This window comes from Actinokineospora baliensis (assembly GCF_016907695.1).
Taxonomy (GTDB): domain Bacteria; phylum Actinomycetota; class Actinomycetes; order Mycobacteriales; family Pseudonocardiaceae; genus Actinokineospora; species Actinokineospora baliensis.
Genome location: NZ_JAFBCK010000001.1, coordinates 6,397,760 through 6,420,395, shown reverse-complemented (window position 1 = coordinate 6,420,395; position 22,636 = coordinate 6,397,760). Strand labels below are relative to the sequence as shown.

Below are 22,636 nucleotides of genomic sequence, written 5' to 3'. Positions count from 1 at the left end.
GATGCGAAACCCGAGTACCCTGCGGATTCTCCTCGGACTGGTGTTCACCCGCCTCGCGACCCCCGTCCTCAGCCTGGCACTGCTGCTGGCGGCCGCGGACAAGTACGGGTCCTACGCGACCGCGGGCGGGGTGATCGCGACCCACGGAATCGCACAAGCGCTGTGCGCGGCGGTGGCGGGCAGACTCGTCGACCGCGGGCACTCGGGTCGGGTGCTCACCGGTTTCCTCTTGGCGCAGACCTGCGCCTATGCGGCCCTGCTCGTCCTGCTCTCGACCCCGGTGCCGCCATCCGCGGTGATCGCGGGTGCCGCTGCCATGGGGTTGACCACCCCGCCTGTTTCGGCGGTGCTCCGGTCCGCCTGGCCGCGCTTGGTCGCCGAAGGCGACCTGCGCACCGCGTACGCGGCCGACAACATGACCAACGAGTTGATGTACGTGGCGGGTCCGCCGCTGGTGGCGCTCTCGCTGGAAGTGGTGTCCGCGACCCTGGCGATCGGGGTCGCGGGCACGGCTCAAGTACTCGGTTGTCTCATCCTGCTGCGCAGCCCCGATCCCGCGCGCGGGCACATGTTCCGGCGACCGGATGCCGCTCTGCCACCGCCGAAGGGGTGGGCCGCCGTGGCCGGTCCGCTGTCGCACGGTCCCACCGCGGCCGTACTCGCCGTCACGGTCCTCACCTCAGCCGCCTTCGGCGCTCTCCGCTTGTCGGTGGTGGCCGCCTGCGCCGCGTTCGCGTACCCGGACGCTTCCGGGTACGTGCTCGGGCTGATGTCGGTCGGCGCGTTGGCCGGGGCGTTCCTCTTCGGCTCGCGCCAATGGCGGATCAACGATCAGCGGCTGCTGTTCGCCCTGTGCCTCACCGGCGGCGTGCTGTACCTGATCACCGGTCAAGTGTCGAGTGTGTACCTGGTCGCCGGACTCGTCGCGGTCATCGGCTTGGTGGACGGCATGCGCACCGGACTTCAGCAGGTCATGATTTCCGACCGGGCCCCGGACCACTGGCGCGCCGAGACCTTCTCCTGGCTGAACAGCCTGATGTGGGTGGGATACGCACTGGGCAGCGCGCTGGCAGGCCGACTCGTCTCACCCGCGGGCGCGGTGGGCGCTTTCACCGCGGCCGCCGCCGTGCTCGGCGTCGCTTCACTGGTGGCACTGACCATCCGCGCGTTGAGGGACAGGGAGTTCGTCTGATGCACGGTGAACTGCTGACCGACCTGGCCGAGGTCCGCGCCGCGGGCTGGGCGGACCTGGTCAGCCCAGGAGATTTGCTGCACTGCCTGCCGTGGCTGGCCCTCAACGCCGAGACAGCGGACGCGCCACCGCGCTACGCCGTCGTCCGCGACTCCCCTGGCGGTGCGGCTCGAGCGGGCCTCGCCTGCTACCCGCTGGCCGCGGATTCGACGCCGTTCCCGTTCCTGCGCCCTGACGCCCACATCGAGCGGATCGCGGGCAACCGCGGGCTCGCGGCGGACCTCGACCTCGGCGCGCTGCTGCCAAGTCTGGTCTGCGGGCAGCGGCGCGGGGCCGAGAGCAGGCTGCTGCTCTCCGATCGGCTGACCGGTGCTGATCGCTGCGACGCCGCGGACCTCGCTGTGCGGACCGCGGAGGACTTGGCCGCCGAAGAGGGGATGTCGGCGGTCGCCTTCCTGTTCGTCGGCGCCGACGACGTCGACCTGCACGACGTTCTCCAGCACCGCGGGTACCTGTCGTTCCCCGGTGACACCCAGGCGGTCTTGCCGGTGCCGACCGGCGGGTTCGACGCCTACCTCGCCGAGTTGACCAAGAACCGGCGCGCGGCCGTCCGGAAGGAGAAGCGCAAGGTGGCCGACGCCGGGGTGGGCTTCTCGGTCGTCCCCGCCGAGCGGGCCGACCTCGACACCCTGCTGTCGCTGGAGGCCCAACTGCTGGGCAAGTACGGCCACGAGCCGGACGTCGGGGCCATGTCGGCGATGCACGTCGAGGTCGCGAAGAGGTTCCCAGGGGCGGTCGACTACCTGCTGGCGCACGACAAGGTGGGCAAGACCATCGGTTTCGTCCAACTCATCCGGAAAGACCACATCATCCACCCCAGATCGGTGGGGTTCGACTACACATTCCGGGCGGAACTACCGCTGTATTTTGAGCTCGTTTACTATCAGACCATCCAGTATGCGATGGACCGCGCCTGCGGTGCGATCGACTACTCGGTCGAGGCCGAGCACGCGAAAGCCACGCGCGGTTGCCGCATGATCCGCCTCTCCACCTACATCAAGCCGCGCAACGCCATGGCGCGCGCTGTGACCGAGCAGGTGTGCGCTCTGCTGGGGCGGTCCGCACCTGCGAATTCCTGGATGTGACACCGGTGACACTCGGTCGTCGGCTTGACCACCCTTCTTTCGTATGTCAAGTCGGCAGTATTGGAGTTTGGCAGTCCTTTGTTGGTGCTTCCCGCGTTACCTTCGTAGCGATCCGCCAAGCCCTGGACGACCTGGAGACGCGTTATGGTTGATGTTCGCAGCGATGAATCTGCTGTGCGGGAATCGGACAGGTGGAATCGACTCGGCCAGAACGGACAGATCTTCGCGACGCGCGTCGGACTGCGTTTCCCGGCGACCCTGGAATACGGCGACTGGGAACGCGCGGGGGCGCAGTTGGCCCGGATCACGGATTCGTCGACCTGGTGCCTGGGCGACTGGCTGGCGTTCGGCCAGGTCGAGTACTCCGACCGGTACCAACGAGCCATCGAGCTCGCCGGGTTGGACTACCAGACGCTGCGCAACTACGCCTGGGTGGCGCGGAAGTTCGAGTGGGCGCGCAGGCGGCCCGCGTTGAGCTTCCAGCACCACGCGGAAGTGGCCGCGATGGCGGAGGCCGAGCAGGACAGGTGGCTCGAGCTCGCCGAGTCGAGGGGGTGGTCGCGCAACCAGCTCCGCAGGCACATCCGAGACGGCGGCGATCCCGAGGGGGCGCGGCCGGTCGAGGCGCTCGTGCTGCCCAGGATGCGGGTACCGGTCAACCACGTCACCCGGTGGCGCGCGGCCGCCGAACGTTCCGGAACGGAATTCGAGAGCTGGGTGATCGCCGCGCTCAACAGCGCGGCCGGTGAAGCCTTGGCCGAAGTGGTCGACTGACCTACAGTGGTGTCAGTGCCTTTCCCGGGTCGCGGGTGTGCGTCCCGCCGGCGGGACACGATATCGAAAGGGGCCGGGATGGCCTCGAACACCGAGTACGATGAATCCCAGCCAGGTGCGTCCACCCTCGAGTTCTTGATCGAGGACGCGCTGCGGGCCAATGTCGAAACGGCGCGCTGCCTCGATATGGCACTGGGCAGACTCCGTTCCGGAGATGTGTCACATCTGAGCTGGATCCGGGAAGCGTATTTCCAGGCGCGGGCGGCGTCGACGTCCGCGCGGTTCGCGGTCATCGCGGCCGAGGACAACAGACGGCTACAGCGGGAGCGACCATGAAGCCACGGTTTCTGCGGAGGATCTGGATGACGCTGTTCCGGCGGAAGCGCAAGCGGGACAACACCATCTACCCGATGTTCTGAAGTGGTGTCGACATGCTGGACCGAAACCTCTACACGCGAGTGGTCGACCCGGAGTGCTGGCTACCCGACGGCCGGGTCGTCGATGACCTGCGCGCCGCGCTGCGCTGCGCGCGAGGCCGCACCCCTGACTCCTTGACCGCCGCGCGGGCCGCGGTGGCCGAATGGGCGACCCACGAGACCCGCGGGTTCCGCGCGCTGCTCGCCCCGGCCGCCACGGCGGAAACCCGGGACCTGGTACTGCGCCGGGCGGCGGCGTCGTGCGCGCCGCTCGCCCTGCTGTCCGGGGCGTGGCTGCACGGCCTGACGAGTCCGGGCAACGCCGACGACCCGGTGGCTTTGGACCTGCTCGCCCTCTACGCCGACGACATCGGTGTCGGACACCCGCGGTCTTCGCGCGGCAGCGAGTACCGGGTCCTGTTGCGCAGGCTCCGGTTGTCCGAATACGCGGGTCCGGCGGCCAGGCTGCCGCTGCGCCAGGAGTTGTCCGGTGCGGCGTTCTCGGTGCCCGCCGTGCTGATGGCGATGGCCCGCCGTCCGGAGGACTTCGCGCCGGAACTGGTCGGTGCCGACCTGTGCTTGCGGGAGATCGGCACGTTGCCCGCGCTGGTGCCCGTGCGCGATGCGCTGCCGGACGCCGTCGACTGGGCGCTGCTCGACCCCGGGACCTCGGTCGACCGCAGTCGGGCTGTCGCCGCCGCCCTGCCCGTCGATCGGGTGCTGCTCGGCTTCGGCTGGGCGTGGGACGCGGTGCGGCGGTGGAGTGCCGGGTTGCACCAGCGGCTCGAAGCGGTCCGCGAGCCCGCGCACGCGATGGCCGAGTTGCTCAGGGCCAGGGCCAGGGAAGGCGCTGTCTACCACCGGGGCTTCGAGATGGAGGGCCGTTCTCTGGCCGAGTGGCTGAGCTTGGCCAGGCACGACCCCGGGCCGTTGATGCGGGTACTGGCCCGCAGCCGCCTGGTGCGACCGGGTGACGCGACCCGCAGTCCGCTGGTCACCGGGATGATCGGTCCGCGCGGCCCGATGTTCAGGGTCTTCTCGGCCGAGGACGTCGCGGTGATCCGCCGGTGGATCGACTCGCTCGGCGGCCCTGAGCCGGATTTGGAGCTGGGTGCGGAACAACCGCCGTCGGCCATCCACCTACCGGAGGGCAGCGACCGCCCTGTGCGGGTGGGCAGGACCCACATCGGCCTCCGGCAGGCGTACCACGGCTTGCAGCGCCGGGCCCTGACCGCCCCACTGCGCGATTACGCCCTCGACTACGTCCGGCAGTGGCTCGACCGCGCCCGGCGCGGTGTCAAAGCCGACGGCTCGCCGCTTCCGCAGGTGTGGCCCGCCGCGGGACTGCGGCCCTGGTTGCTCGACCAACACGACAAGCACGCCCAGGAGTTCGAGGCGGACGACCCCGCCGACGCCCCCACGCGCGACGAGCTGGTCGATTCTTCGCTTCAGCTCGCCCCGCTCACGCTGATCGACGGCTCCTGGCTGCTCGGCTTCACCGACTACGAGCTCGCCTCGAGTGACATCGGGTACCGCCTGTTCGACACGTACTGGGACGAGTTGGGCAACGGCGACCCCGCTCTCAACCACCCCCGGATCTACCGGGAGCTGCTCGCGAGCATGGGGGTCGAGTTGCCGCCCACCGCGTCGGCCGAGTTCGCCGACTGGGCGGGGTTCCGGGACGAATCGTTCGAGCTCCCGGTCTTCTGGCTGGGCATCGGGCGCTTCCCCACGACGTTCCTGCCAGAAGTGCTGGGGCTCAACCTCGCCATGGAGCTGTCCGGCGTTGGCGGGTCGTACCGGCGTGCGCACCTGGCGTTGCGCCACCACGGCTTCAGCACCCGGTTCGTCGACATCCACAACACCATCGACAACGTCGCCACCGGTCACTCCGCCTGGGCGGCCGACGCGATCGACTCGTTCATGGCCGCCAGGCCCGAGCTGGACCGGGGTACCGGGGACCGGGTGTGGGAGCGGGTGGTGGTCGGGTTCCGCTCGCTGACCCCGCCCGCCAAGGCGCGGCCGCGGTGGGTCAAGCGGTTGACCGGAATGGGTTCGTGAACGGTAGAGGGGGGACTGTGTCCGACCTGATCCTGGGTGTTTCGGCGTACTTCCACGACAGCGCGGCCGCGCTGGTCGACGGTGGCAGCGTGGTAGCCGCCGCGCAGGAGGAGAGGTTCAGCAGGCGCAGGCACGATCCGGCGTTTCCCGCCGGGGCCGTGCGCTACTGCCTGGAGCAGGCGGGTGCGAGCCTCTCCGACGTGGCGTCGGTGGCCTACTTCGAGGACCCCGCGCTCAAGTTCGACCGGGTGGTCAAGACGTTCCTGGGGGCGGCGCCGTCGGGCTTCGGCCCGTTCCGCGCCGCGATCCCCCGGTGGTTGTCGTGGAAGCGGCGCGCCGACAAGACCGTTCGACGAGAACTCGGCGACCTAGGCCTGGGCGCGGTTCCCCCGGTGGTGTGCCGCGAGCACCACGAGTCGCACGCGGCGTCGGCGTTCTACCCCAGCCCGTTCGAGTCGGCCGCCGTGCTGTGCGTCGACGGCGTCGGCGAGTGGGCGACCACAACGATCTGGCACGGCCGCGACCGCGGGTTGCGGCCCGTCGCGGAACTGCGCTTCCCGCACTCGTTGGGGATGCTGTACTCGGCCTTCACCTACTTCTGCGGGTTCAAAGTCGACTCGGGCGAGTACAAGGTCATGGGGTTGGCGCCCTACGGCGATCCCCGGTACGCGGACCTGATCCGCGAGCACCTCATCGACCTGAAGCCGGACGGTTCGTTCCGGTTGGACATGCGGTACTTCGAGTTCCTCAGCGGCGAGGTCATGGTCGGCAGGGCGTTCGAGCGGCTCATCGGCGGGCCGCGCCGGACCCCGGAGGGCCCGCTCACCGAGCGCGAGTTCGACCTGGCCGCTTCGGTGCAGGTGGTGACCGAGGAGGTGCTGGCCCGTCTCGCGCGCACCGCGCTGGAACTGACCGGCGAGTCGGCGCTGTGCCTGGCGGGCGGGGTCGCGCTGAACTGCGTCGGCAACGGCAAGCTGCTCGACCGCGGTGTGGTGGACCGGTTGTGGGTTCAACCCGCGGCCGGTGACGCGGGCGGGGCACTGGGTGCCGCGCTGGCTGTCGGCATCGAACGCGGGGCGCCACGACCGCACCTGGACGCGGGCACCGACGGGATGGGGGGCGCGCTGCTCGGACCGGCCTACTCCGACGCGGAGATCCGCGCGTTCCTCGACGGCAGCGGTCTGCCCTACCGCGGGCTGGCCAACGACGAACTGGCCCGGGTGGTCGCGCGGCGGCTGGCGGCCGGGCAGATCATCGGGTGGTTCCAGGGGCGGATGGAGTTCGGTCCGCGCGCGCTGGGATCCAGGTCCATCCTGGGCGACCCGCGCGCCGCCGACACGCAGTCCACGATGAACCTCAAGATCAAGTTCCGCGAGTCGTTCCGGCCGTTCGCGCCCGCTGTGCTCGCGGAGGACGCCGACGACTACTTCGCGCTGCGCCAGGACAGCCCGTACATGCTCGTCGTCGCCGAGGTGGCGCCGCAGCAGCGGATAGCCGTGGACGCAGACGGCGCGAGCGGCCTCGACCTGTTGCGGCTGCGGCGATCCACGATCCCGGCTGTGACGCACGTCGACATGTCCGCGCGCGTGCAGACCGTCACCTCGGCGACGAACCCGGACTTCCACCGCCTGCTCACCGCGTTCAAGGAAGCCACCGGCTGCCCGATACTGGTGAACACGTCGTTCAACGTCCGGGGTGAACCCATCGTGAACACCCCGCAGGAGGCGTACGCGTGCTTCATGCGCACCGAGATCGACGGTTTGGTGCTGGGGAACAACCTGCTGGACAAAGCGGCTCAGCCGCCGTGGCGGGAAGCCGGGGATTGGCGAGCCGAGATCCCGCTGGACTGACTGGAACGTGCGCTGCCTGGGGGTGTGGTGATGTCGTATTCGTTGGACGCCGATTCGGTGCTGCCCTTATGGGGGAGCCGCTGCGAATCGGCTGAGATCACGCTTTTCTGCCTGCCGCACGCGGGAGGCGGTGCCTCGGCCTACCGGAGGCTCGCCGCGCAGTGGCGGCCCGCGATCGACCTGCAGCCGGTGCAGCTGCCCGGCCGGGAAGACCTGGGGCACCTGTCGCCCGCCGAGGACGCGGCGACGTTGGTGGCCGCGCTCGGCACCGCGCTGCTGCCCAGGCTGCGGCGGCCATACGGGTTGTTCGGGCACAGCTTGGGTGCCGCCCTGGCCGCGGAGTTGGTGGCTTGGTTGGCCGCCCGCGCCGACTCGACACCCCAGCCGGAGCTGCTCGTCATCTCGGCGAGGACGGGGGACTTCCGCGCCGGCGAGGTCAGCGCGCGTGACCACGACGGTGCCCGACTCGACGACGACGCGCTCGTCGGCGGCCTGACCCGGCTCGGCGGGACTGCCGCTGAGTTGCTCGAGCACCCCGAACTGCGCGCTTACGTGCTGCGCGCCCTGCGCGACGACATGCGGATGGCGGGCACGTACCGGCCGTCGTTCCACGGTCTGCCACTGCCCGTGCTCGCCTTCGGCGGCACCGAGGACGACAGCGTGCCGATCGACAAGCTCCGTATGTGGCGCCAGTGGGCCGAGCGGGGGTTTCGCCTGTGCCTGTTGCCGGGCGGTCATTTCTACCTCTACGAGCAAGGCGCTCCAATGGCTGAGGTCATTCTCGCCGAATTGGCGGGCAAGGCCGATAAGGTAATAGGCGACAAAGGGTCGCTAGTGGTGCGTCCCGCCAGCGGGACATCGGTCCCCGGCGCGCGGTGAGAATTCCGCCATTGTGGTGATCGGCAAGAAGCCGGTACACCGCCACGCCCGCAGTGCGGCACGGTTGAGGGGAGAGATGAATTGGCTTCCGGGAATGGTGCGACCTCGGCGCCCGCGCGTCAGGGTGATCCCGATCCGTACCCGAACTACGCCTGGCTGCGCGACCAAGCGCCGGTCAGTCCGCTGGTCAGCCCGAACGCGACCCGACCGACCTGGTTCGTCGCCTCCTTCGAGTTGGCCAAGCAGTGCCTGGCCGACGTCCGGTTGAGCAACGACGACCGCAACGGTGGTGACCACGAGGTCGTCGACGACGGCGATGACCACATCGCCCGCGGTCTGCTGCGCCTGGACCGCCCCGACCACACCAAGCTGCGCCGGATGGTGTCGTCGATGTTCAGCCCCGGTGCCGCCGAGCGGGCGCGGTCCATGGTGGAGAGCGTGTGCCACGCCGCGATCGACCGGTTCGCCGAGCGGGGCGAGGCCGACGTGATCGCCGAGTACGGTCTGCCGGTACCGGTCGCGGTCATCCACGAGGTGCTGGGCGTCCCCGACAGCCAGCGCGACGACCCGGCGCACTGCCTGGACCTGTTCGTCCGCGCCGGTCTGGACAGGCCGTTCGATCAGGACGCGTACCTGGAGCTGATCGAGTACGTCGATCGGCTGGTCGCCTACAAGCGGGCCAACCCCGGGGACGACGTGACGACGTCACTGCTGCGCAACCTCGACGCGGGCGAGCTCACCGATGTGCGCGAGCTGCGCAGCATGATGCTCTCCCTGCTGGGCGCGGGGCACATCAGCACGGTCCAGTTCCTAGGCAGCTCGGTGCTGCGCCTGCTGCAGCACCCCGACCAGCTCGCCCGGTTGACCTCGGGTGCCGTGCGCTGGAAGGACGCGGTGCACGAGATGCTGCGCTACGACCCGCCGGTACAGGCATCGGTGTACCGGTACGCCTTGGCGGACATGGAGATCGGCGGTGTCCAGGTCGCCAAGGGCGACGCCGTGCTGATCTCGCTCGGTGCGGCGAACCGGGACCTGGCCGCCTTCGACAACGCCGACGAGTTCCACGCCGACCGCCCGGTCGGGCTCAACCTGGCCTTCGGCTACGGCGCGCACCTGTGCCTCGGTGTGCACCTCGCCCGGCTGGAGGGCGAGATAGCGCTGGACATCCTGTTCCGCAGGTTGCGCGGGATCCGGATGAGCACACCGGTCGAGGAGATCGCCTGGGGGTACGGCCCGATGCTGCGCGGACCACTCGAGCTGCGGATCGCCTTCGATGCCTGAGCCAATCGACGACAGGGAGGACGGTCGCGCCGTGACACAGCGGAACGTGCTGGAGGGGTTCGACGAGTGGGTGGCCAAGGCTCCTGACGACATCGCGGTGGTCTCGGCGGGCGTCGCGCTGACCTACCGCGAGCTCGACCAGCGGGCCAACCGCGCGGCGTGGGCGTTGCGCGAGCGCGGCGCGGGTCGCTCCAGTGTGGTGGGCATCTGCGTTTCGCGCGGTGTCGACCTGGCGGTGGCGGTACTCGCGGTGCTCAAGAGCGGCGCGGGGTACTTGCCCCTCGAACCGGGGTTCCCGCTGGTGCGACGGCGGGAGGTCCTCAACGACGCCGGGGCCGTCGCGGTCATCACCGACGCGGGGGCGGGTGATGACCTCGGCGTTCCCGCTGTGCGGGTGAGCGCCGACGAGGTGGCCCGGTTCCCCTCGTACGCGCCGCCGGGGCGGGCGGGCACCGACGACCTGCTGTACGTCATCTACACCTCTGGCTCGACCGGGCGGCCAAAGGGCATCGCCATGCAGCACGGTCCACAGGTCACCCTGCTGGACTGGAGTCGCGAGCAGTACGCGCAGCGCCCGGTGGCCCTGCACTACTTCCCGGTCACCGCCGACGTCGCGATGATGGAGCTGTTGTCGGCGCTGTGGACCGGTGGTCGGCTGGTGCTGACCACCGAGGCGCAGCGCCACGACATCGCCGAGGTGGCCTCGGTCATCCGCGAACACGGGGTCTCCAAGGCCCACCTGCCCGTTGTCGCGCTCAAGCGGCTGGCCAAGCACGCCGACGCGCACCCGGACGACGTGGCGAGCCTGCGCGAGGTCATCTCGACCGGCGACCGGTTGGCGATCACCCCGGAGATCCGGCGGATGTTCGCCCGGCTCCCCGGAGCGCGGCTCGACGACCAGTACGGCCCCGCCGAGACCGACGTGGTGACCGCGGCGACGTTCACCGCCCCCAGCGAGCAGTGGCTCGACAGCCCGCCGATCGGCAGGCCAACCCCCGGTGCCCGGGTGTACGTCCTGGACGCGCACCTACAACCCGCGCCTGCGAACGCCATCGGTGAGATCGTGGTCGGCGGACCGCCGGTCGCCTGGGGGTACGTCGGGCGAGGCGCGGTCACGGCGGCGGCGTTCCTGCCCGACCCGTTCGCCGCCGAGCCGGGCGCGCGGATGTACCGCACCGGCGACCTCGGCCGGTGGCGGGCCGACGGCGAGCTGGAGTTCCTCGGCAGGGCCGACTTCCAAGTCAAGATCCGCGGCTACCGCATCGAGCCGGGTGAGGTCGAGGCGGTGCTGACCCTCGACGACGAGGTGGATAGCGCAGCGGTGGTCGCCGTGTCCGATGTGGATGGTTCGGCGGACGCGGTGCTGGTCGGCTACGTGGTGCCGAGCGGGCAACCGCCGTCGGTCGAGCGGTTGCGCGACTACCTCGCCGACCGGTTGCCCGCGTACATGATCCCCGACTCGTTCGTGGTTCTGGACACCTTGCCGTTGAACGGCAACGGCAAGCTGGACCGCAAGCGGCTCCCGGCTCCGACGGTGGCCGAACCGGCGTTCGTGGCGCCGCGGGACGAGGTCGAGGCCACCATCGCGGCGGTGTGGGGTGAGGCACTGGGGCTGGCCGAAGTGGGGGTGCGGCACAACTTCTTCCGGTTGGGCGGGCACTCGCTGCTGGTCACGCGGGTGATCTTCCAGTTGCGCGGGCGGCTCGGCGTCGACCTGCCGTTGCTGTCGCTGTTCCAGCGCCCGACCGTCGAGGGGTTGGCGGGCACCGCCCGCGAACACCTGGCCAAGCAGGTCTAGCGCCGTGGCCCTGTCCCAACGCGCGCGGTTGACGCCGCAGATGGCGGAGTACACCGAGAAGCTCTACATCGACGGTGACCTGCGCTGGTTGCCGTACCTGATGTACTTCCAGCCAGCCGACCACCGGTCTGATGTGGTCACCACCGATCGGGTCGGGTTCCGGTACTCCCGTCGCGGTGATCGGACCGCGTCGCCCGCCGACCTGCCCGGCGACGGTCCGGTCCGGGTCCTCGCCGGGAACTCGGTGGCCTTCGGCGTGGGGGCCACCTCCGACGCGGCGGCTCCCGCGTCGAGGCTGTGGTCGCGGAGCCGGGGCACCGCGCCGTGGGTGGCCTTCGGCGGCCGCAGCCACAACTCCGTCCAGGAGTTGCTGCTGTTCACGCTCTACCACCACCTGCTGCCCGCAGTCGACGAGATCGTCCTCGTGTCCGGGTTGAACAACCTCGTGCTGGCCCGTCAGCCGGAGTCCATGCGCGGTGACCACGGGGCCTTCTTCCTCTGCGCGCAGTACTTCGAGAAGCTCAACGAGCTCGGCAAGCGCAAGCGCGGGGCGGGCAAGAGCACCGAACCCCCGCGGGATCTGCAAACCAGGCTTGGTGAGGCCGCCGATCTGACCATCCGGCACCTGCGGACCTGGCGGCTGCTCGCCGACGGGCTCGGCGCCAGGTTGTCCTTCGTCCTGCAACCGTTCGCGCCCTGGGTCAGGGAGGCGCCCGCTCCCCAGGAACGGGTGCTGTTCACCGAACTGGACCAGGTCTACAGCTTCGGGCAGCAGTACAGCGACCTCATCCCGGTCGAGGTCGGTCGGGCGTACGCGGACCTGCTGAGGGTCGGCTGCGCGCGGGTCGGCGTGGGCTTCCTCGACATGAACCCGGTGCTGGCCGCCGCTGTGGGCCGCGACGACTGGCTCTTCGTCGACCGGGCGCACCTCACCGACAACGGGTACGCCGTGTTCGCCGATCTGCTGGCAGAGCACATCGGACTGTCCTGACCGTTTCGACTGGCTGGAGGCAGGGTGAAGGACCTGGCGCGCTGGGTGCTGCTCGCGTTCGTCTACTTCGTCGTGGTCACCCCGATCGGCGTGGTCGGCAGGCTGCTGTCGGACCCGTTGCACCGCCGCCCGGACCGCCGGGCGGACACCTACTGGACCTGGTTGGGAGAATCGGATGGCGGTGCCCCTCTCGTTCGCGCAACGACGACTGTGGCTGCTGGACCAGGTCGCTGACAGCTCGGCCCGCGCCGTATACACCATGGCGCTGTCCTACGACCTCACCGGGTCGGTCGACGAGACCGCGCTGTGGCGGGCGTTCGCACACGTCGCCGACCGCCACGAGGTCCTCCGCTCGCACATCGCGGTGGTCGACGGCGATCCGGAGATCGTCATCGACCCGGTTGACCGCCTCGTGGTCGGGGTTCTCGACGTGCGTGGCGCCGCCGACCCCGAGGGGCGGGCGGCGGCGATCGCGACCGAGTACGCCGAGCGCGGGTTCGACCTGTCGGCTGGTCCGCTGGTGCGTGCCACCCTGATCAAGTTCGGCACCGACCGGAGCATCCTGCAGTTCGACGTGCACCACGTCGTCTTCGACGGGTTGTCCCGCCGCGTCTTCGAAGACGACCTGTCGTACGCCTACCGGGCTTTCGCCGCCGGGCGGACACCGCTCGCACCGCCCGCGCCGCGGTACGCCGAGTTCGCCGTCCGGCAACACGACGAGTGGGGTCGATCCGGCGCCGAGGGCCTGGCCCACTGGCGCGACCGGCTGACCGGTGTACCGCCGGTGCTGGAGTTCCCCACTGACCGGCCCCGCCCGAAGGTCCGGACCCTGGCCGGCGATGAGGTGGCGTTCACCGTGACCGACGAGGTCGCCGACGGGCTCCGCTCGATCGCCCGTGACAGCCGGACCACCTTGTTCGCCGTCACCCTCGCCGCCTACCAGTACCTGTTGGGCTGCTACAGCGGCAGCACCGACATCGCCACCGGCTTCCCGTTCTCCGGCCGCGTCGACGTCGACGCCGAGAACACCATCGGGTTGTTCGTCAACACCGGTGTCCTGCGCGCGGACCTGTCCGGCGATCCGCGGTTCACCGACCTGCTCGAGCGGGTCCGCGGCGACCTGCTGGACGCCATCGAGTACCAGGAGACGCCGTTCGACCAGGTCGTCGCGGCGGTGGCGCCCGCGCGGGACACCACCCACACCCCGCTGTTCCAGAACTGGTTCGACTTCGCCGACGAGCCCGCCGGTGAGCGAACCAGGTTGGTTCTCCCCGGGGTGCGGTGCAGGTTGCGCGACCACCGCGAGACCAGCACCCACTTCGACGTCGAACTGCACGTGGTCCACCGGGGCGGTTCGCTGATCGGCAAGCTCGTCTACGCGACGGAGTTGTTCGACCGGTCCACGATGGAACGGTTCGTCGACTGCTACCAGGAGTTGCTCGCCGCCGTCGCCGCCGATCCGACAAGGCCGCTGTCCACCGCGCGCGTGCTGCCTGCCGCCCAGTGGGACCGCGAACTGGCCGCGGCCGTGGCACCGCGGACCGAGGGCCCGGACACCGGCCGCACCATGGGGGAGTGGTTCACCCAGCAGGCCGAGCACACGCCTGCCGCCCTGGCGCTCACGGACTCGCGCGGTCAGCTGACCTACGGCGAACTGCTGGCCGAGGCCCGGCGTCTGGCACGGGTGTTGCGCGAGCACGGGGCGGGGCCGGAGCACGTGGTCGTGGTCTGCCTGCCCCGCGACCGGTCCGCCATCGTGGCCATGCTGGCCGCGGCGTTGGCGGGTGCCGCCTACCTGCCGGTGGAGCCGACGGCCCCGGACGCACGGTTGGCGGAGGTGCTGCGCGACAGCGGCGCGGTGGCCGCGGTCACCCACCGGGAACTCTCGCCGGGGGGAGCGATCCGAGTCGACGTCGCCGCGGTACCAGCCGCTGACCACGCCGAGTTCGCGCGCCCCGCGCTCGACGACGCCCTCTACGTCGTCTACACCTCGGGGTCGACCGGCACGCCGAAGGGCGTCGTGGTCACCCACCGGATGGTGGCCAACGTGGTCCGCTGGCACCAACACCGGTTCGAGATCGCGCCGGGCGACCGCGTCGCCCAGATCGCGTCGCACGCCTTTGACGCGACCGCCTGGGACGTGTGGCCGACGCTGCTCGCGGGCGCCCGACTGGACGTGGTCGACGCCGAGGTGCTGCGTGACCCGCCCCGCCTGGTCCGGTTGTTCGCCGAGCGGGAGATCACGACGGCGTTCGTCCCGACCCCGCTGGGCGAGGCGCTGATCCGCGAACCACTCGGCGCGAGCGGATCGCTGCGGTCCCTGTTCACCGGCGGCGACGCGTTCCGGCCCCGTCCGACCGACGACCCCGGTGTGCCGGTCGTCAACTTCTACGGCCCGACGGAGACGAGCGTCGTGGTGACCGCGACCGGTCCGATCGGTCCACCGTGGACAGACAACTCGATCGGCCTGCCCATCGCGGGAGCACGCTGCTACGTGGTCGACCGGTGGCTGCGCCTGGTTCCCCGCGGCGTCGTGGGGGAGTTGGTGATCGGCGGGCCCGGTGTCGCCCGCGGCTACCACCGCAACCCCCGGTCGACGGCGGACCGGTTCCTGCCCGACCCGTTCGCCGCGGAGCCGGGCGCCCGGCTGTACCGCTCCGGCGACCTCGTCTACCGGCGTCCCGACGGGACGCTCGCCTTCGTCGGGCGGGTGGACCGGCAGGTCAAGATCAGCGGGTACCGGATCGAGCCCGCCGAGGTGGAGGCCGTGCTGCTGCGCCACCCGGCGGTGGCCCAGGTGGTCGTTGAGCCGGTCGCCCGGCGGGTGCTGACCGCCTACGTCGTCGCGCACGCGCAGGAGCCGACGGCCGCGGACCTGCGCGCACACGTGCGTGCCGCGTTGCCGGAGTACTTCGTGCCCTCGGAGTTCGTCATGCTCGCCGCGCTGCCGCTGACCAGCAACGGCAAGCTCGACCGGACTCGGTTGCCCGCGCCCGAGCCGCCGCGCTCGCGCGCCCCCGGCGACGACCTGGAGCACGCCGTCGCCGGTCTGCTCGCGGAGGTGCTGGAGATTCCGGGGATCGGCGTCGACGACGACTTCTTCGGCCGCGGCGGCCACTCGATCACGGCGTTGCGCCTGGCGAACCGGCTGAGCTCGACGTTCGCGGTCGACGCGACGCTGCGCGAGGTCTTCGAGCACCGCACCGCGGCCAGGATGGCGGGCTGGGTTCGAGATCGCGTCATCGCCGAGATCTCCGCCATGAGCCCCAACGAGATCGCCGGGGCGCTGACCTCGGCCCGACATGCCGACAACGGACCGACGAGTTGAATCGCGAGGGGAACCCAGTCTCATGACGCTATCGCACACCTGGGCGGGCAAGGTCGACCAGCTCGTCCCCAACGTGCTCACCCGGTACTACGCGGGCCTGACCGCGGGCGCGCGCCTGCTCCACACCGACGGCACGGACCTCGGCTTCGGCGACGTCCTCGGCGCCATGGAGCTGCCTGCGCTCGACGACGACCTGGTCGAGTTCCTGTCCGCCTCGGAGGTGTCGCTGCACGACCTGGGTGACCACGGCGGCAGGCAGCTCGTCCTGCTGAACCTGATGCGCAACCCGCGCACCCGCACTACCAAGACGTTCGGTTCGCTCGGCATCGTGCTGCGCGCCGCCGCGCACGTCCGGCGCACCGGCGAGCGGATCATGCTGCTCACCCCGACCTCGGGCAACAAGGGCACCGCGCTGCGCGACGCGGTCGGCAGGGCCATCGCGGCGGGCCTGGTCGACCGCGACCAGTTGCGGGTCGTCACGGTCACCCCGGCCCAGTCCAGGGGCAAGCTCCGCTCCGGAGCGCTGTCGGCGGACCCGGCGCTGGCTCGGCTCAACCCGGTGACCCTCGCCGACGTCGACGTGCCGGTCGGGGTCAAGGACCTGGCCAGGGAGGTGGCCACCCGGCACGGTGCGGACCTCGCCGCGCGGGGGTGGCAGCTGTGGTACACCCTCGGGCTGGACAACTACCGGATCGCCGACTCGGCGCGCGCGTTCGTGGAGGCCGAGTTCCTGCCCGGCGGTAGCGGGCGGCCCCGGGTGCACGCGCACGCGGTCTCCGGCGCGTGGGGCCTGCTCGGGTACGAAGCGGGCCTGGACACCCTGGAGGCGGGCGGTGTGCCCGGTGTGGCGCCGTTGGCGCTTCGCCCGGGGTTCTTCCTGGTCCAGCACCTGGCGACACCGGAAATGATCCTCAGCCAGGCGCGGGGCGGCACGGATGCCGCGCTGGCGCCCGAGTACCGGTACGACCAGGCGCACGGGGTGTGGACCCAGGACGGCGACCCGCTGTTCCCCGCGGTCACCGTCGACCCGCGGGAGGTGCTGGACACCACCTTCTACACCTCGAACCCGCCGACCATCCCGACGACCGACCGGATCATCCACAGCCGGGGCGGCGGTGGCGTCGTGGTGTCCAAACTGGAGTGCTTGCGGCACTACCAGCGGATCCGGGACCTGGTCACCCCGCTGGCCGTCGACATCCCTGCGGACCCCGCTGACCTGCACGAGTGGTCGCTGGTCATGGTGCTGACCGGGGTGTTCAACGCCATCGAGCGCGACCTGCTGCCACCGGACGCGGAGATCGTCGTGCACGGTACGGGCTCCTACTCCGAGCAGTCCCTACCGTCGTTGCCGCTGGGCGCCGAGACCGCCGTGGGTGGCGCTGACGACCTCGCCCAGGTGCTGCACGACGTCGCGGGCAGCTGACGATGGCCGTGGCCCAGGAGCCGCTGACCCGCGGCCAACTGCGGGCGTGGGCGGTGCAGCAGGTGGTCGCCGACCCCGCCGCGCACGCGTCGGCGCTGTGCTACGACATCCCGGCCGAGGTGGACGCCCAGGTGCTCGAACGCGCGCTCCGCGACGTCGTGGACCGCCACGATGTTCTGCGCACCTGGGTCGTGGTCGAGGACGGCGAACCCACCAGGTCCGTCGAACCCGCCGGGTCGTTCCGGCTCGTCGTGGTGGACCTGCGCGCTGATCCGGACCCCGTCGCGCGGGCCAGGGCGCTGGTGGTCGACTTCGCCGAGCGACAGGTCACCCCCGCGCTCGGTGGCCCGGTCCTGCGTGCGCTGTTGGTGCGCGTGGACGACCGCAGGGACCTGTTGGCGGTGGTCGTCCACCACATCGCGTGGGACACCGGGTCCCGGGCGGCCCTGCACCGCGAGCTGTCCCAGAGCTATGCCGAGTACGCGGCAGGCCGGGAGCCCGCCGGGAAGGTTCTGCGGTTCGCCGACATCGCGGCGGGGGAGGCGGCCGAACCCGATCCCGCCGCGCTGGCGTACTGGCGCGACCGGCTCGACGGTTCCCCGGACCACCTCGCGCTCCCCTTCGACCGACCCCGCTCGCCCACGCGCGGGTTGCGTGCGGGCGAGGTCGGGTTCGAGATCGCCCCCGAGGTCGTCGCCCGGCTCGACGGGCTCGCCCGCGGGCAGGGCGCGTCCCTGTTCGAGGTCGGGTTGGCGTGCTACCAGGCGCTGCTGGCCCGGTACTGCGCGACGACGGACGTGGTCGTGGGGGTTCCCGCTGGTGACCGCCCGCTGCTGGGCGGCCAGCGGGCGATCGGCCCGCTGGACAACCCGGTGGCCATCCGCACCGAGATCACCGGTGACCCGCCGCTGCACCGCCTGGTCGAAGCGGTCCGCGCCGAGGTCGCCGCCGCCGCCGCGGCGGCCGTCCCGTTCGACCAGGTCGTCGCGCACCTGCGCGCCCCGCGGGACCTGAGCAAGCACCCCGTGTTCCAGGCGTGGTTCGAGTTGTGCGACGAGGTCGACCCGCTGCGCCTGGCCGGGGTGGAGGCCACCCGGTTCGCGCTCGGCACCGACCGGCAGTTGGTGGACCTGGCGCTGCGTTGGGAACTCCTGCCATCCGGCGCGGTGTCCGGCACCTTCGGCTACGCGACCGATCTGTTCGACCGCGCCACCATCACCCGCTTCGCCGACCACTACCTGAACTTCCTGTTCGCCGCGGCCGAGCACCCAGGTCGGCCGCTGAGCTCGGTGCAGATCTTCTTCGCGGGCGAGTGGGACGAGCAGATCCACGCGGCCAACCGCACGGACGCACCGCTGCCACCGCACCCCACCGTCGCCGCCTGGTTCGAGGACCAGGTCGCGCGCACCCCCGGGGCCACCGCGCTCGTGGCGGGCCAGCGGTCCTTCAGCTACGCCGAGCTCAACGCCCGCGCCAACCGGCTCGCGCACCACCTGCGCGGTCAGGGCATCGGGGTCGGATCGCTCGTCGCGCTGTGCCTGCCGCGCGAGGCGGACATGGTGGTCGCCGTGCTGGCGGTCTTCAAGGCGGGCGCGGCGTACCTGCCCGTCGACCCGGGCCAGCCCGCCGCCCGGATCGCGTACTACCTGGGCGACGCGGGCGCGAACCTGGTGCTCACCAAGTCGAACGTGCTCAACCGGCTACCCGCTGAGCGACCGAGAACAGTTGTCGTCGAGGACATCGCCGACGAGCTGGCTGCCGCGCCCGCGCACAACCCAGGTCCACACGCGACCGAGAACGACCTCGCGTACGTGGTCTACACCTCCGGCTCGACCGGCGCGCCCAAGGGCGTCGCGATGCCGCACCGGCCGCTGCTCAACTTGATCGCCTGGCAGGTCCGCTGGTCGGCCGCTCCAGGACCGACCTGGCAGTTCGCCGCGCTCAGCTTCGACCCCTCGTTCAAGGAGCTGTTCGGCACCCTTGTCGCGGGCGAGACCGCGGTGCTGGTCGACGACGTGCAGCGCACTGACCCGGACGAGTTGCTCACGCTGCTGCGCTCGGCCGGGGTGCGCCGGATGCTGTTCTGCCCGCCGATGGTGCTCGACGTCCTCGCGCTTTCGGCGGTGCCGCTCGACGAGCAGCCACCGCTGCGCGAGATCACGACCGGCGGCGACCGGCTGCGCCTGACCGCCACCACCAAGAAGTGGTTGGAGCAGCTGCCCGGGTTGTCGCTGACCAACGGCTACGGGCTCACCGAGACCCACTTGGTCACCGCCGCCCGGTTGACCGGAGACGTCACCGGTTGGCCGGAGCACCCGCCGGTCGGGGCCCCGTTGTCCAACGTCCGGGTCTACCTGCTCGACCACGCGATGCGGCCGGTGCCGGTCGGGGCGGTCGGCGAGATCTTCGTCGGCGGCGCGGGGGTGTCCTGGGGCTACCTCGGCCGACCCGCGGCCACCGCGCGGCGCTTCCTGCCCGACCCGTTCGCCGACGCGCCGGGCGCGCGGCTGTACCGCTCCGGCGACCTGGCCCGGCGCGGGCAGGACGGTGCGCTGGAGTTCCTCGGCCGGGCCGACCACCAGGTGAAGGTGCGCGGGCACCGCATCGAACCGGCCGAGGTCGAGGCGGCACTGATGGCGTTCCACCCCACACCGCGAGCGGCGCTGGTCGTCCCGGTCGATCGAGACGACGACGTGCGCTTGGCGGCCTACGTCGTACCGGCCGACGAGGTACCACCGGGCGGCGGGACCGGGGCGGCCGCGATCCGGGCACACCTGCGGGCCACGCTCCCATCGGCCCTGCAGCCCGCGCACGTGATGCTGTTGCCGGAGTTGCCGATGACCAGCCGGGGCAAGGTCGACCGCTCGCGGCTGCCCGCGCCGGACGAGGCGGGAGCGGCTGGTGGCCCGCTCACTCGGGCCCAGGCGGCGGTCGCCGACATCTGGCGGCACCTGCTGGGTACCCCGCGCATCGGCCCCGACGACAACTTCTTCGAACTGGGTGGCCACTCGCTGCTGGTGCCCCGGGTCTGCCACGCCCTGCTCGAGCGGTTCGGCGCCCGCGTGGCGCCGCGCGCGCTGTTCGAGAACCAGACGGTCCGCGAGGTCGCCGCCGTGGTGGCCCACGAGGAAGGGAACAAGCGATGGCGGGACGCATCGGTCTGATCGGCGCGGGCAACTCGGCCCGCGCCCTGGCCCGCGGCTGGGGTGAACCGGTGCTGAGCACCGATGCGGGCTCCGGGCGCGCCAGGCGGTTGGTCGCCGAGGTCGGCGGCGAGGTGCCCGGCAGCAACCGGGAGTTGGCCGAGCGGGCGGCGTTCGTGGTCCTGTGCCACAAACCCGAGCAGTTGGACGAGGTCGCCGCGGAGATCGACGGGCACGCCCGAGCCGTTGTCTCGGCACTTGCCGGGGTGACCATCAGCGCGATGCGCGCGGCCTACCCCAACACGCCGGTGCTGCGGGTCAACTTCAACCTCCCGGTCGAAGTCCGGCAGGGCATGCTCAGCACACCGCCGGTCCAGCCCGCACCCGACGACATCGTCGAGGAGGTGATCGGCCGCTTCGCCGAGTTGGGCACGCTCATCCACCTCGAGGAGCGGCTGTTCCCGGTGGCGTCGATGGTGTCCGGCGTGGGCCCGGCGTACCTGTCGCTGTGGCTGGAGGCGCAGATCGACTCCGCTGTCCGGCACGGTCTCGACCGCGCTCGCGCGACCACGCTTGCCATCCGCGCCATGGCGGGCACCGCAGCGCTGCTGGAACGGTTCGACGACGACCCGGTTGCGCTGCGCCGGGCGGTCACATCCCCGGGGGGCGTGACCGCCAGCGGCTTGGCGGTCCTGGAGAAGGCGGGCCTGCGGGCCGCAGTGCTCAGCGCGGCTGAGGAGGTCGGGGAGTGGATGCGCCGCCGCGCGTGAGCGGCGCCATCCGGTTCTCCGGCATGTCCACCAGTTGTCGGCCGGTCACCGTTGACCGGCCGTGCGCGAAGGCGAACGTGAAGGACAACGCGCTGAGCGCCTCGTCCATCGCCGTGAACATGCGCTCGTGGTGTGCCGACACCCCGCTGAGCAGGTCGAGCCGGTGAACCATGACGCCGCCGCCGAGGTCTGTCCCGGGTCGGACGTAGGTGTGGTAGGACACCACGTCCGACTGCCCGCGGACCTCGGCGGCGCCGTCCACCCGCTCCAGCCTGCTCGGTGCGATCGGGGCGAGGTTCCAGGCCTGGAAGGCGACGCGATCGGTGTCGAGCAGGGGGAGTGAGACCCGCTCGCCCAGCGCGATGCGGGCCGCGGTGGCGATGAGGTCCGGGCCGCCGGTGTGCGCGCTCATGTCCTGCATGAACCCGCCCATGCGGCCGTTGAACTCGATCAGGCGCGGACCGGTGGCGGTCCGCTTGAACTCCGTGTGCACCATGCCTGTCCGCACCCCGAGCGCCGCGACGATGTCGGTTGTCAGCCGCAGCACCTCGGTCTGCTCGTCCGGGTCGAGCAGGGCGGGCCAGAACTGCGCCGTTTCGCGGAACGGCGGCACCAGCGGACCCTTTCCGGTGATCGCGATGTGCGAGGCGTGGCCGTAGGACACCGCGGTCTCCACCGAGAGGTAGTCGCCGAACGGAGCCAGGTCGCGGCCCACCAGGTATTCCTCGACGACGAACGGTTCCGCCGGGCTCGCTGGCAGTCGCCCGACCAGCTCGACCGCCTCCGCCACGCTGTGCACCAGGTGCACGTCCCTGCTCCCTCCGCCGCTCGCGGGTTTGACGATGGCGGGCGCGCCGACCCGCTCGAGCGCGGCGGGAACGTCCCCGGGCCCGGTGATCACGGCGCTGCGCACCGCGTCGACGCCCGCGGCGCGCAGCCGCTCGCGCTGGCGGAACTTGTCCACCGCGAGCGAGGTGGTTTCCCGGCTGTGGAACGGCAGATCCAGTTCTTCGGCCAGCGCGGCGGTGAACGGCAGAAGCGTTTCATTGAATGTCAGGATGCCATCGGGGAAGAATGGCCTCACCTCCCGTGCGGTGGCGGCGGAAGAATCGGAGATCTCGACAACATCGCCGAGTTGTTCGAGGAGGCCGCGCAATTCTCGAACAGGGCCGGCGGACGGTACCACGAACAGCGGGCGAGCCAACCCCGCGAGTCCTGTGCAGATTTCTGTTGGGGTGGCGGCACTGCGTGCGTCGAATACGATGGCCAATCGCGTGCTCGTCATTCGGACCTCTCGTCTCGCCGGCGGGACACGGTAGCTGACACAGTAAGGTGGAACATGGAAGACGATCTCAGCAATAGCATCCGCGCGATCTGGGAAGACGCGCTCAAGCTCGACCGTATCGGTTTCGCCGACTCTTTCGCCGATCTCGGCGGCCATTCGCTGGCGGCGATGCGGATCGTGGCTCGAACCCGCGCCCAGTTCGGCGTCCGGGTCTCCGTGCGGGAGTTGTTCGACCAGCCGACCGTGGCCGGGTTCGCCGACGCGGTGCGCAGGCTGCTCCCGGCGACCCAGGTGAAGTAG

17 protein-coding genes are annotated in these 22,636 nt (G+C 71.1%); 16 read left to right on the top strand and 1 reads right to left on the bottom strand.

Features of this window, described 5'->3' with window-relative positions:
• Nucleotide 1 precedes the first annotated feature (1 nt).
• From JOD54_RS28515 to JOD54_RS28445, 15 genes are all read left to right on the top strand, one after another.
• Nucleotides 2–1,192, top strand: a complete 1,191-nt coding sequence (locus JOD54_RS28515; RefSeq protein ID WP_204455044.1) for an MFS transporter — start codon at nucleotides 2–4, stop codon at nucleotides 1,190–1,192.
• Nucleotides 1,192–2,337, top strand: a complete 1,146-nt coding sequence (locus JOD54_RS28510) for a GNAT family N-acetyltransferase (RefSeq protein ID WP_204455043.1) — start codon at nucleotides 1,192–1,194, stop codon at nucleotides 2,335–2,337. Before JOD54_RS28515 ends, JOD54_RS28510 begins: the two co-directional genes overlap by 1 nt.
• Nucleotides 2,338–2,511: 174 nt before the next feature.
• On the top strand, nucleotides 2,512–3,111 hold the full coding sequence (locus JOD54_RS28505) for an LmbU family transcriptional regulator (protein ID WP_307860357.1): 600 nt from the start codon (nucleotides 2,512–2,514) through the stop codon (nucleotides 3,109–3,111).
• Nucleotides 3,112–3,189: 78 nt separating this feature from the next.
• Nucleotides 3,190–3,447 (top strand): hypothetical protein, encoded by a 258-nt coding sequence (locus JOD54_RS28500; protein WP_204455041.1) that lies wholly within the window; start codon nucleotides 3,190–3,192, stop codon nucleotides 3,445–3,447.
• 95 nt (nucleotides 3,448–3,542) lie between these two features.
• Entirely contained in the window at nucleotides 3,543–5,588 is a 2,046-nt protein-coding gene (locus JOD54_RS28495) for an iron-containing redox enzyme family protein (protein WP_204455040.1), read from the top strand.
• Nucleotides 5,589–5,605: 17 nt separating this feature from the next.
• Nucleotides 5,606–7,438: a carbamoyltransferase family protein gene (locus JOD54_RS28490; protein WP_204455039.1), complete on the top strand. Its 1,833-nt coding sequence runs from the start codon at nucleotides 5,606–5,608 to the stop codon at nucleotides 7,436–7,438.
• A gap of 30 nt (nucleotides 7,439–7,468) precedes the next feature.
• Nucleotides 7,469–8,317, top strand: a complete 849-nt coding sequence (locus JOD54_RS28485) for a thioesterase II family protein (RefSeq protein WP_204455038.1) — start codon at nucleotides 7,469–7,471, stop codon at nucleotides 8,315–8,317.
• An 81-nt stretch (nucleotides 8,318–8,398) separates the two neighbouring features.
• Nucleotides 8,399–9,598: a cytochrome P450 gene (locus JOD54_RS28480; RefSeq protein WP_204455037.1), complete on the top strand. Its 1,200-nt coding sequence runs from the start codon at nucleotides 8,399–8,401 to the stop codon at nucleotides 9,596–9,598.
• Between the two features lie 31 nt (nucleotides 9,599–9,629).
• Nucleotides 9,630–11,396, top strand: a complete 1,767-nt coding sequence (locus tag JOD54_RS28475) for a non-ribosomal peptide synthetase (RefSeq protein WP_204455036.1) — start codon at nucleotides 9,630–9,632, stop codon at nucleotides 11,394–11,396.
• A gap of 4 nt (nucleotides 11,397–11,400) precedes the next feature.
• Nucleotides 11,401–12,387 carry an SGNH/GDSL hydrolase family protein gene (locus JOD54_RS28470; RefSeq protein ID WP_204455035.1) on the top strand — a complete coding sequence of 329 codons (987 nt, stop codon included), beginning with the start codon at nucleotides 11,401–11,403 and terminating at the stop codon, nucleotides 12,385–12,387.
• Nucleotides 12,388–12,411: 24 nt separating this feature from the next.
• Nucleotides 12,412–12,621 (top strand): hypothetical protein, encoded by a 210-nt coding sequence (locus JOD54_RS28465; RefSeq protein ID WP_204455034.1) that lies wholly within the window; start codon nucleotides 12,412–12,414, stop codon nucleotides 12,619–12,621.
• A complete protein-coding gene (locus JOD54_RS28460; RefSeq protein WP_204455033.1) occupies nucleotides 12,563–15,715 on the top strand; it encodes a non-ribosomal peptide synthetase in 3,153 nt (1,050 codons plus the stop codon). The genes JOD54_RS28465 and JOD54_RS28460 overlap by 59 nt, the downstream gene beginning before the upstream one ends.
• A gap of 22 nt (nucleotides 15,716–15,737) precedes the next feature.
• Nucleotides 15,738–17,138, top strand: a complete 1,401-nt coding sequence (locus JOD54_RS28455; RefSeq protein WP_204455032.1) for a DUF6002 family protein — start codon at nucleotides 15,738–15,740, stop codon at nucleotides 17,136–17,138.
• A 2-nt stretch (nucleotides 17,139–17,140) separates the two neighbouring features.
• Nucleotides 17,141–20,302 (top strand): non-ribosomal peptide synthetase, encoded by a 3,162-nt coding sequence (locus tag JOD54_RS28450; protein WP_204455031.1) that lies wholly within the window; start codon nucleotides 17,141–17,143, stop codon nucleotides 20,300–20,302.
• Nucleotides 20,281–21,051 (top strand): pyrroline-5-carboxylate reductase family protein, encoded by a 771-nt coding sequence (locus JOD54_RS28445; RefSeq protein ID WP_204455030.1) that lies wholly within the window; start codon nucleotides 20,281–20,283, stop codon nucleotides 21,049–21,051. Before JOD54_RS28450 ends, JOD54_RS28445 begins: the two co-directional genes overlap by 22 nt.
• Here the strand turns inward: JOD54_RS28445 and JOD54_RS28440 are convergent.
• Nucleotides 21,005–22,135, bottom strand: a complete 1,131-nt coding sequence (locus tag JOD54_RS28440) for an ATP-grasp domain-containing protein (protein WP_204455029.1) — start codon at nucleotides 22,133–22,135, stop codon at nucleotides 21,005–21,007. The genes JOD54_RS28445 and JOD54_RS28440 overlap by 47 nt on opposite strands.
• Nucleotides 22,136–22,390: 255 nt before the next feature.
• On the opposite strand from JOD54_RS28440, the gene JOD54_RS28435 reads away from it, so the two are divergent.
• On the top strand, nucleotides 22,391–22,636 hold the full coding sequence (locus JOD54_RS28435; RefSeq protein ID WP_204455028.1) for a phosphopantetheine-binding protein: 246 nt from the start codon (nucleotides 22,391–22,393) through the stop codon (nucleotides 22,634–22,636).

What these genes read in the sequence shown, in the direction of transcription:
- JOD54_RS28515 (WP_204455044.1), top strand. Translation starts at nt 2, where the DNA reads ATGCGAAACCCGAGTACCCTGCGGATTCTCCTCGGACTGGTGTTCACC.
- JOD54_RS28510 (WP_204455043.1), top strand. Translation starts at nt 1,192, where the DNA reads ATGCACGGTGAACTGCTGACCGACCTGGCCGAGGTCCGCGCCGCGGGC.
- JOD54_RS28500 (WP_204455041.1), top strand. Translation starts at nt 3,190, where the DNA reads ATGGCCTCGAACACCGAGTACGATGAATCCCAGCCAGGTGCGTCCACC.
- JOD54_RS28495 (WP_204455040.1), top strand. Translation starts at nt 3,543, where the DNA reads ATGCTGGACCGAAACCTCTACACGCGAGTGGTCGACCCGGAGTGCTGG.
- JOD54_RS28485 (WP_204455038.1), top strand. Translation starts at nt 7,469, where the DNA reads ATGTCGTATTCGTTGGACGCCGATTCGGTGCTGCCCTTATGGGGGAGC.
- JOD54_RS28460 (WP_204455033.1), top strand. Translation starts at nt 12,563, where the DNA reads ATGGCGGTGCCCCTCTCGTTCGCGCAACGACGACTGTGGCTGCTGGAC.
- JOD54_RS28455 (WP_204455032.1), top strand. Translation starts at nt 15,738, where the DNA reads ATGACGCTATCGCACACCTGGGCGGGCAAGGTCGACCAGCTCGTCCCC.
- JOD54_RS28450 (WP_204455031.1), top strand. Translation starts at nt 17,141, where the DNA reads ATGGCCGTGGCCCAGGAGCCGCTGACCCGCGGCCAACTGCGGGCGTGG.
- JOD54_RS28445 (WP_204455030.1), top strand. Translation starts at nt 20,281, where the DNA reads ATGGCGGGACGCATCGGTCTGATCGGCGCGGGCAACTCGGCCCGCGCC.
- JOD54_RS28435 (WP_204455028.1), top strand. Translation starts at nt 22,391, where the DNA reads ATGGAAGACGATCTCAGCAATAGCATCCGCGCGATCTGGGAAGACGCG.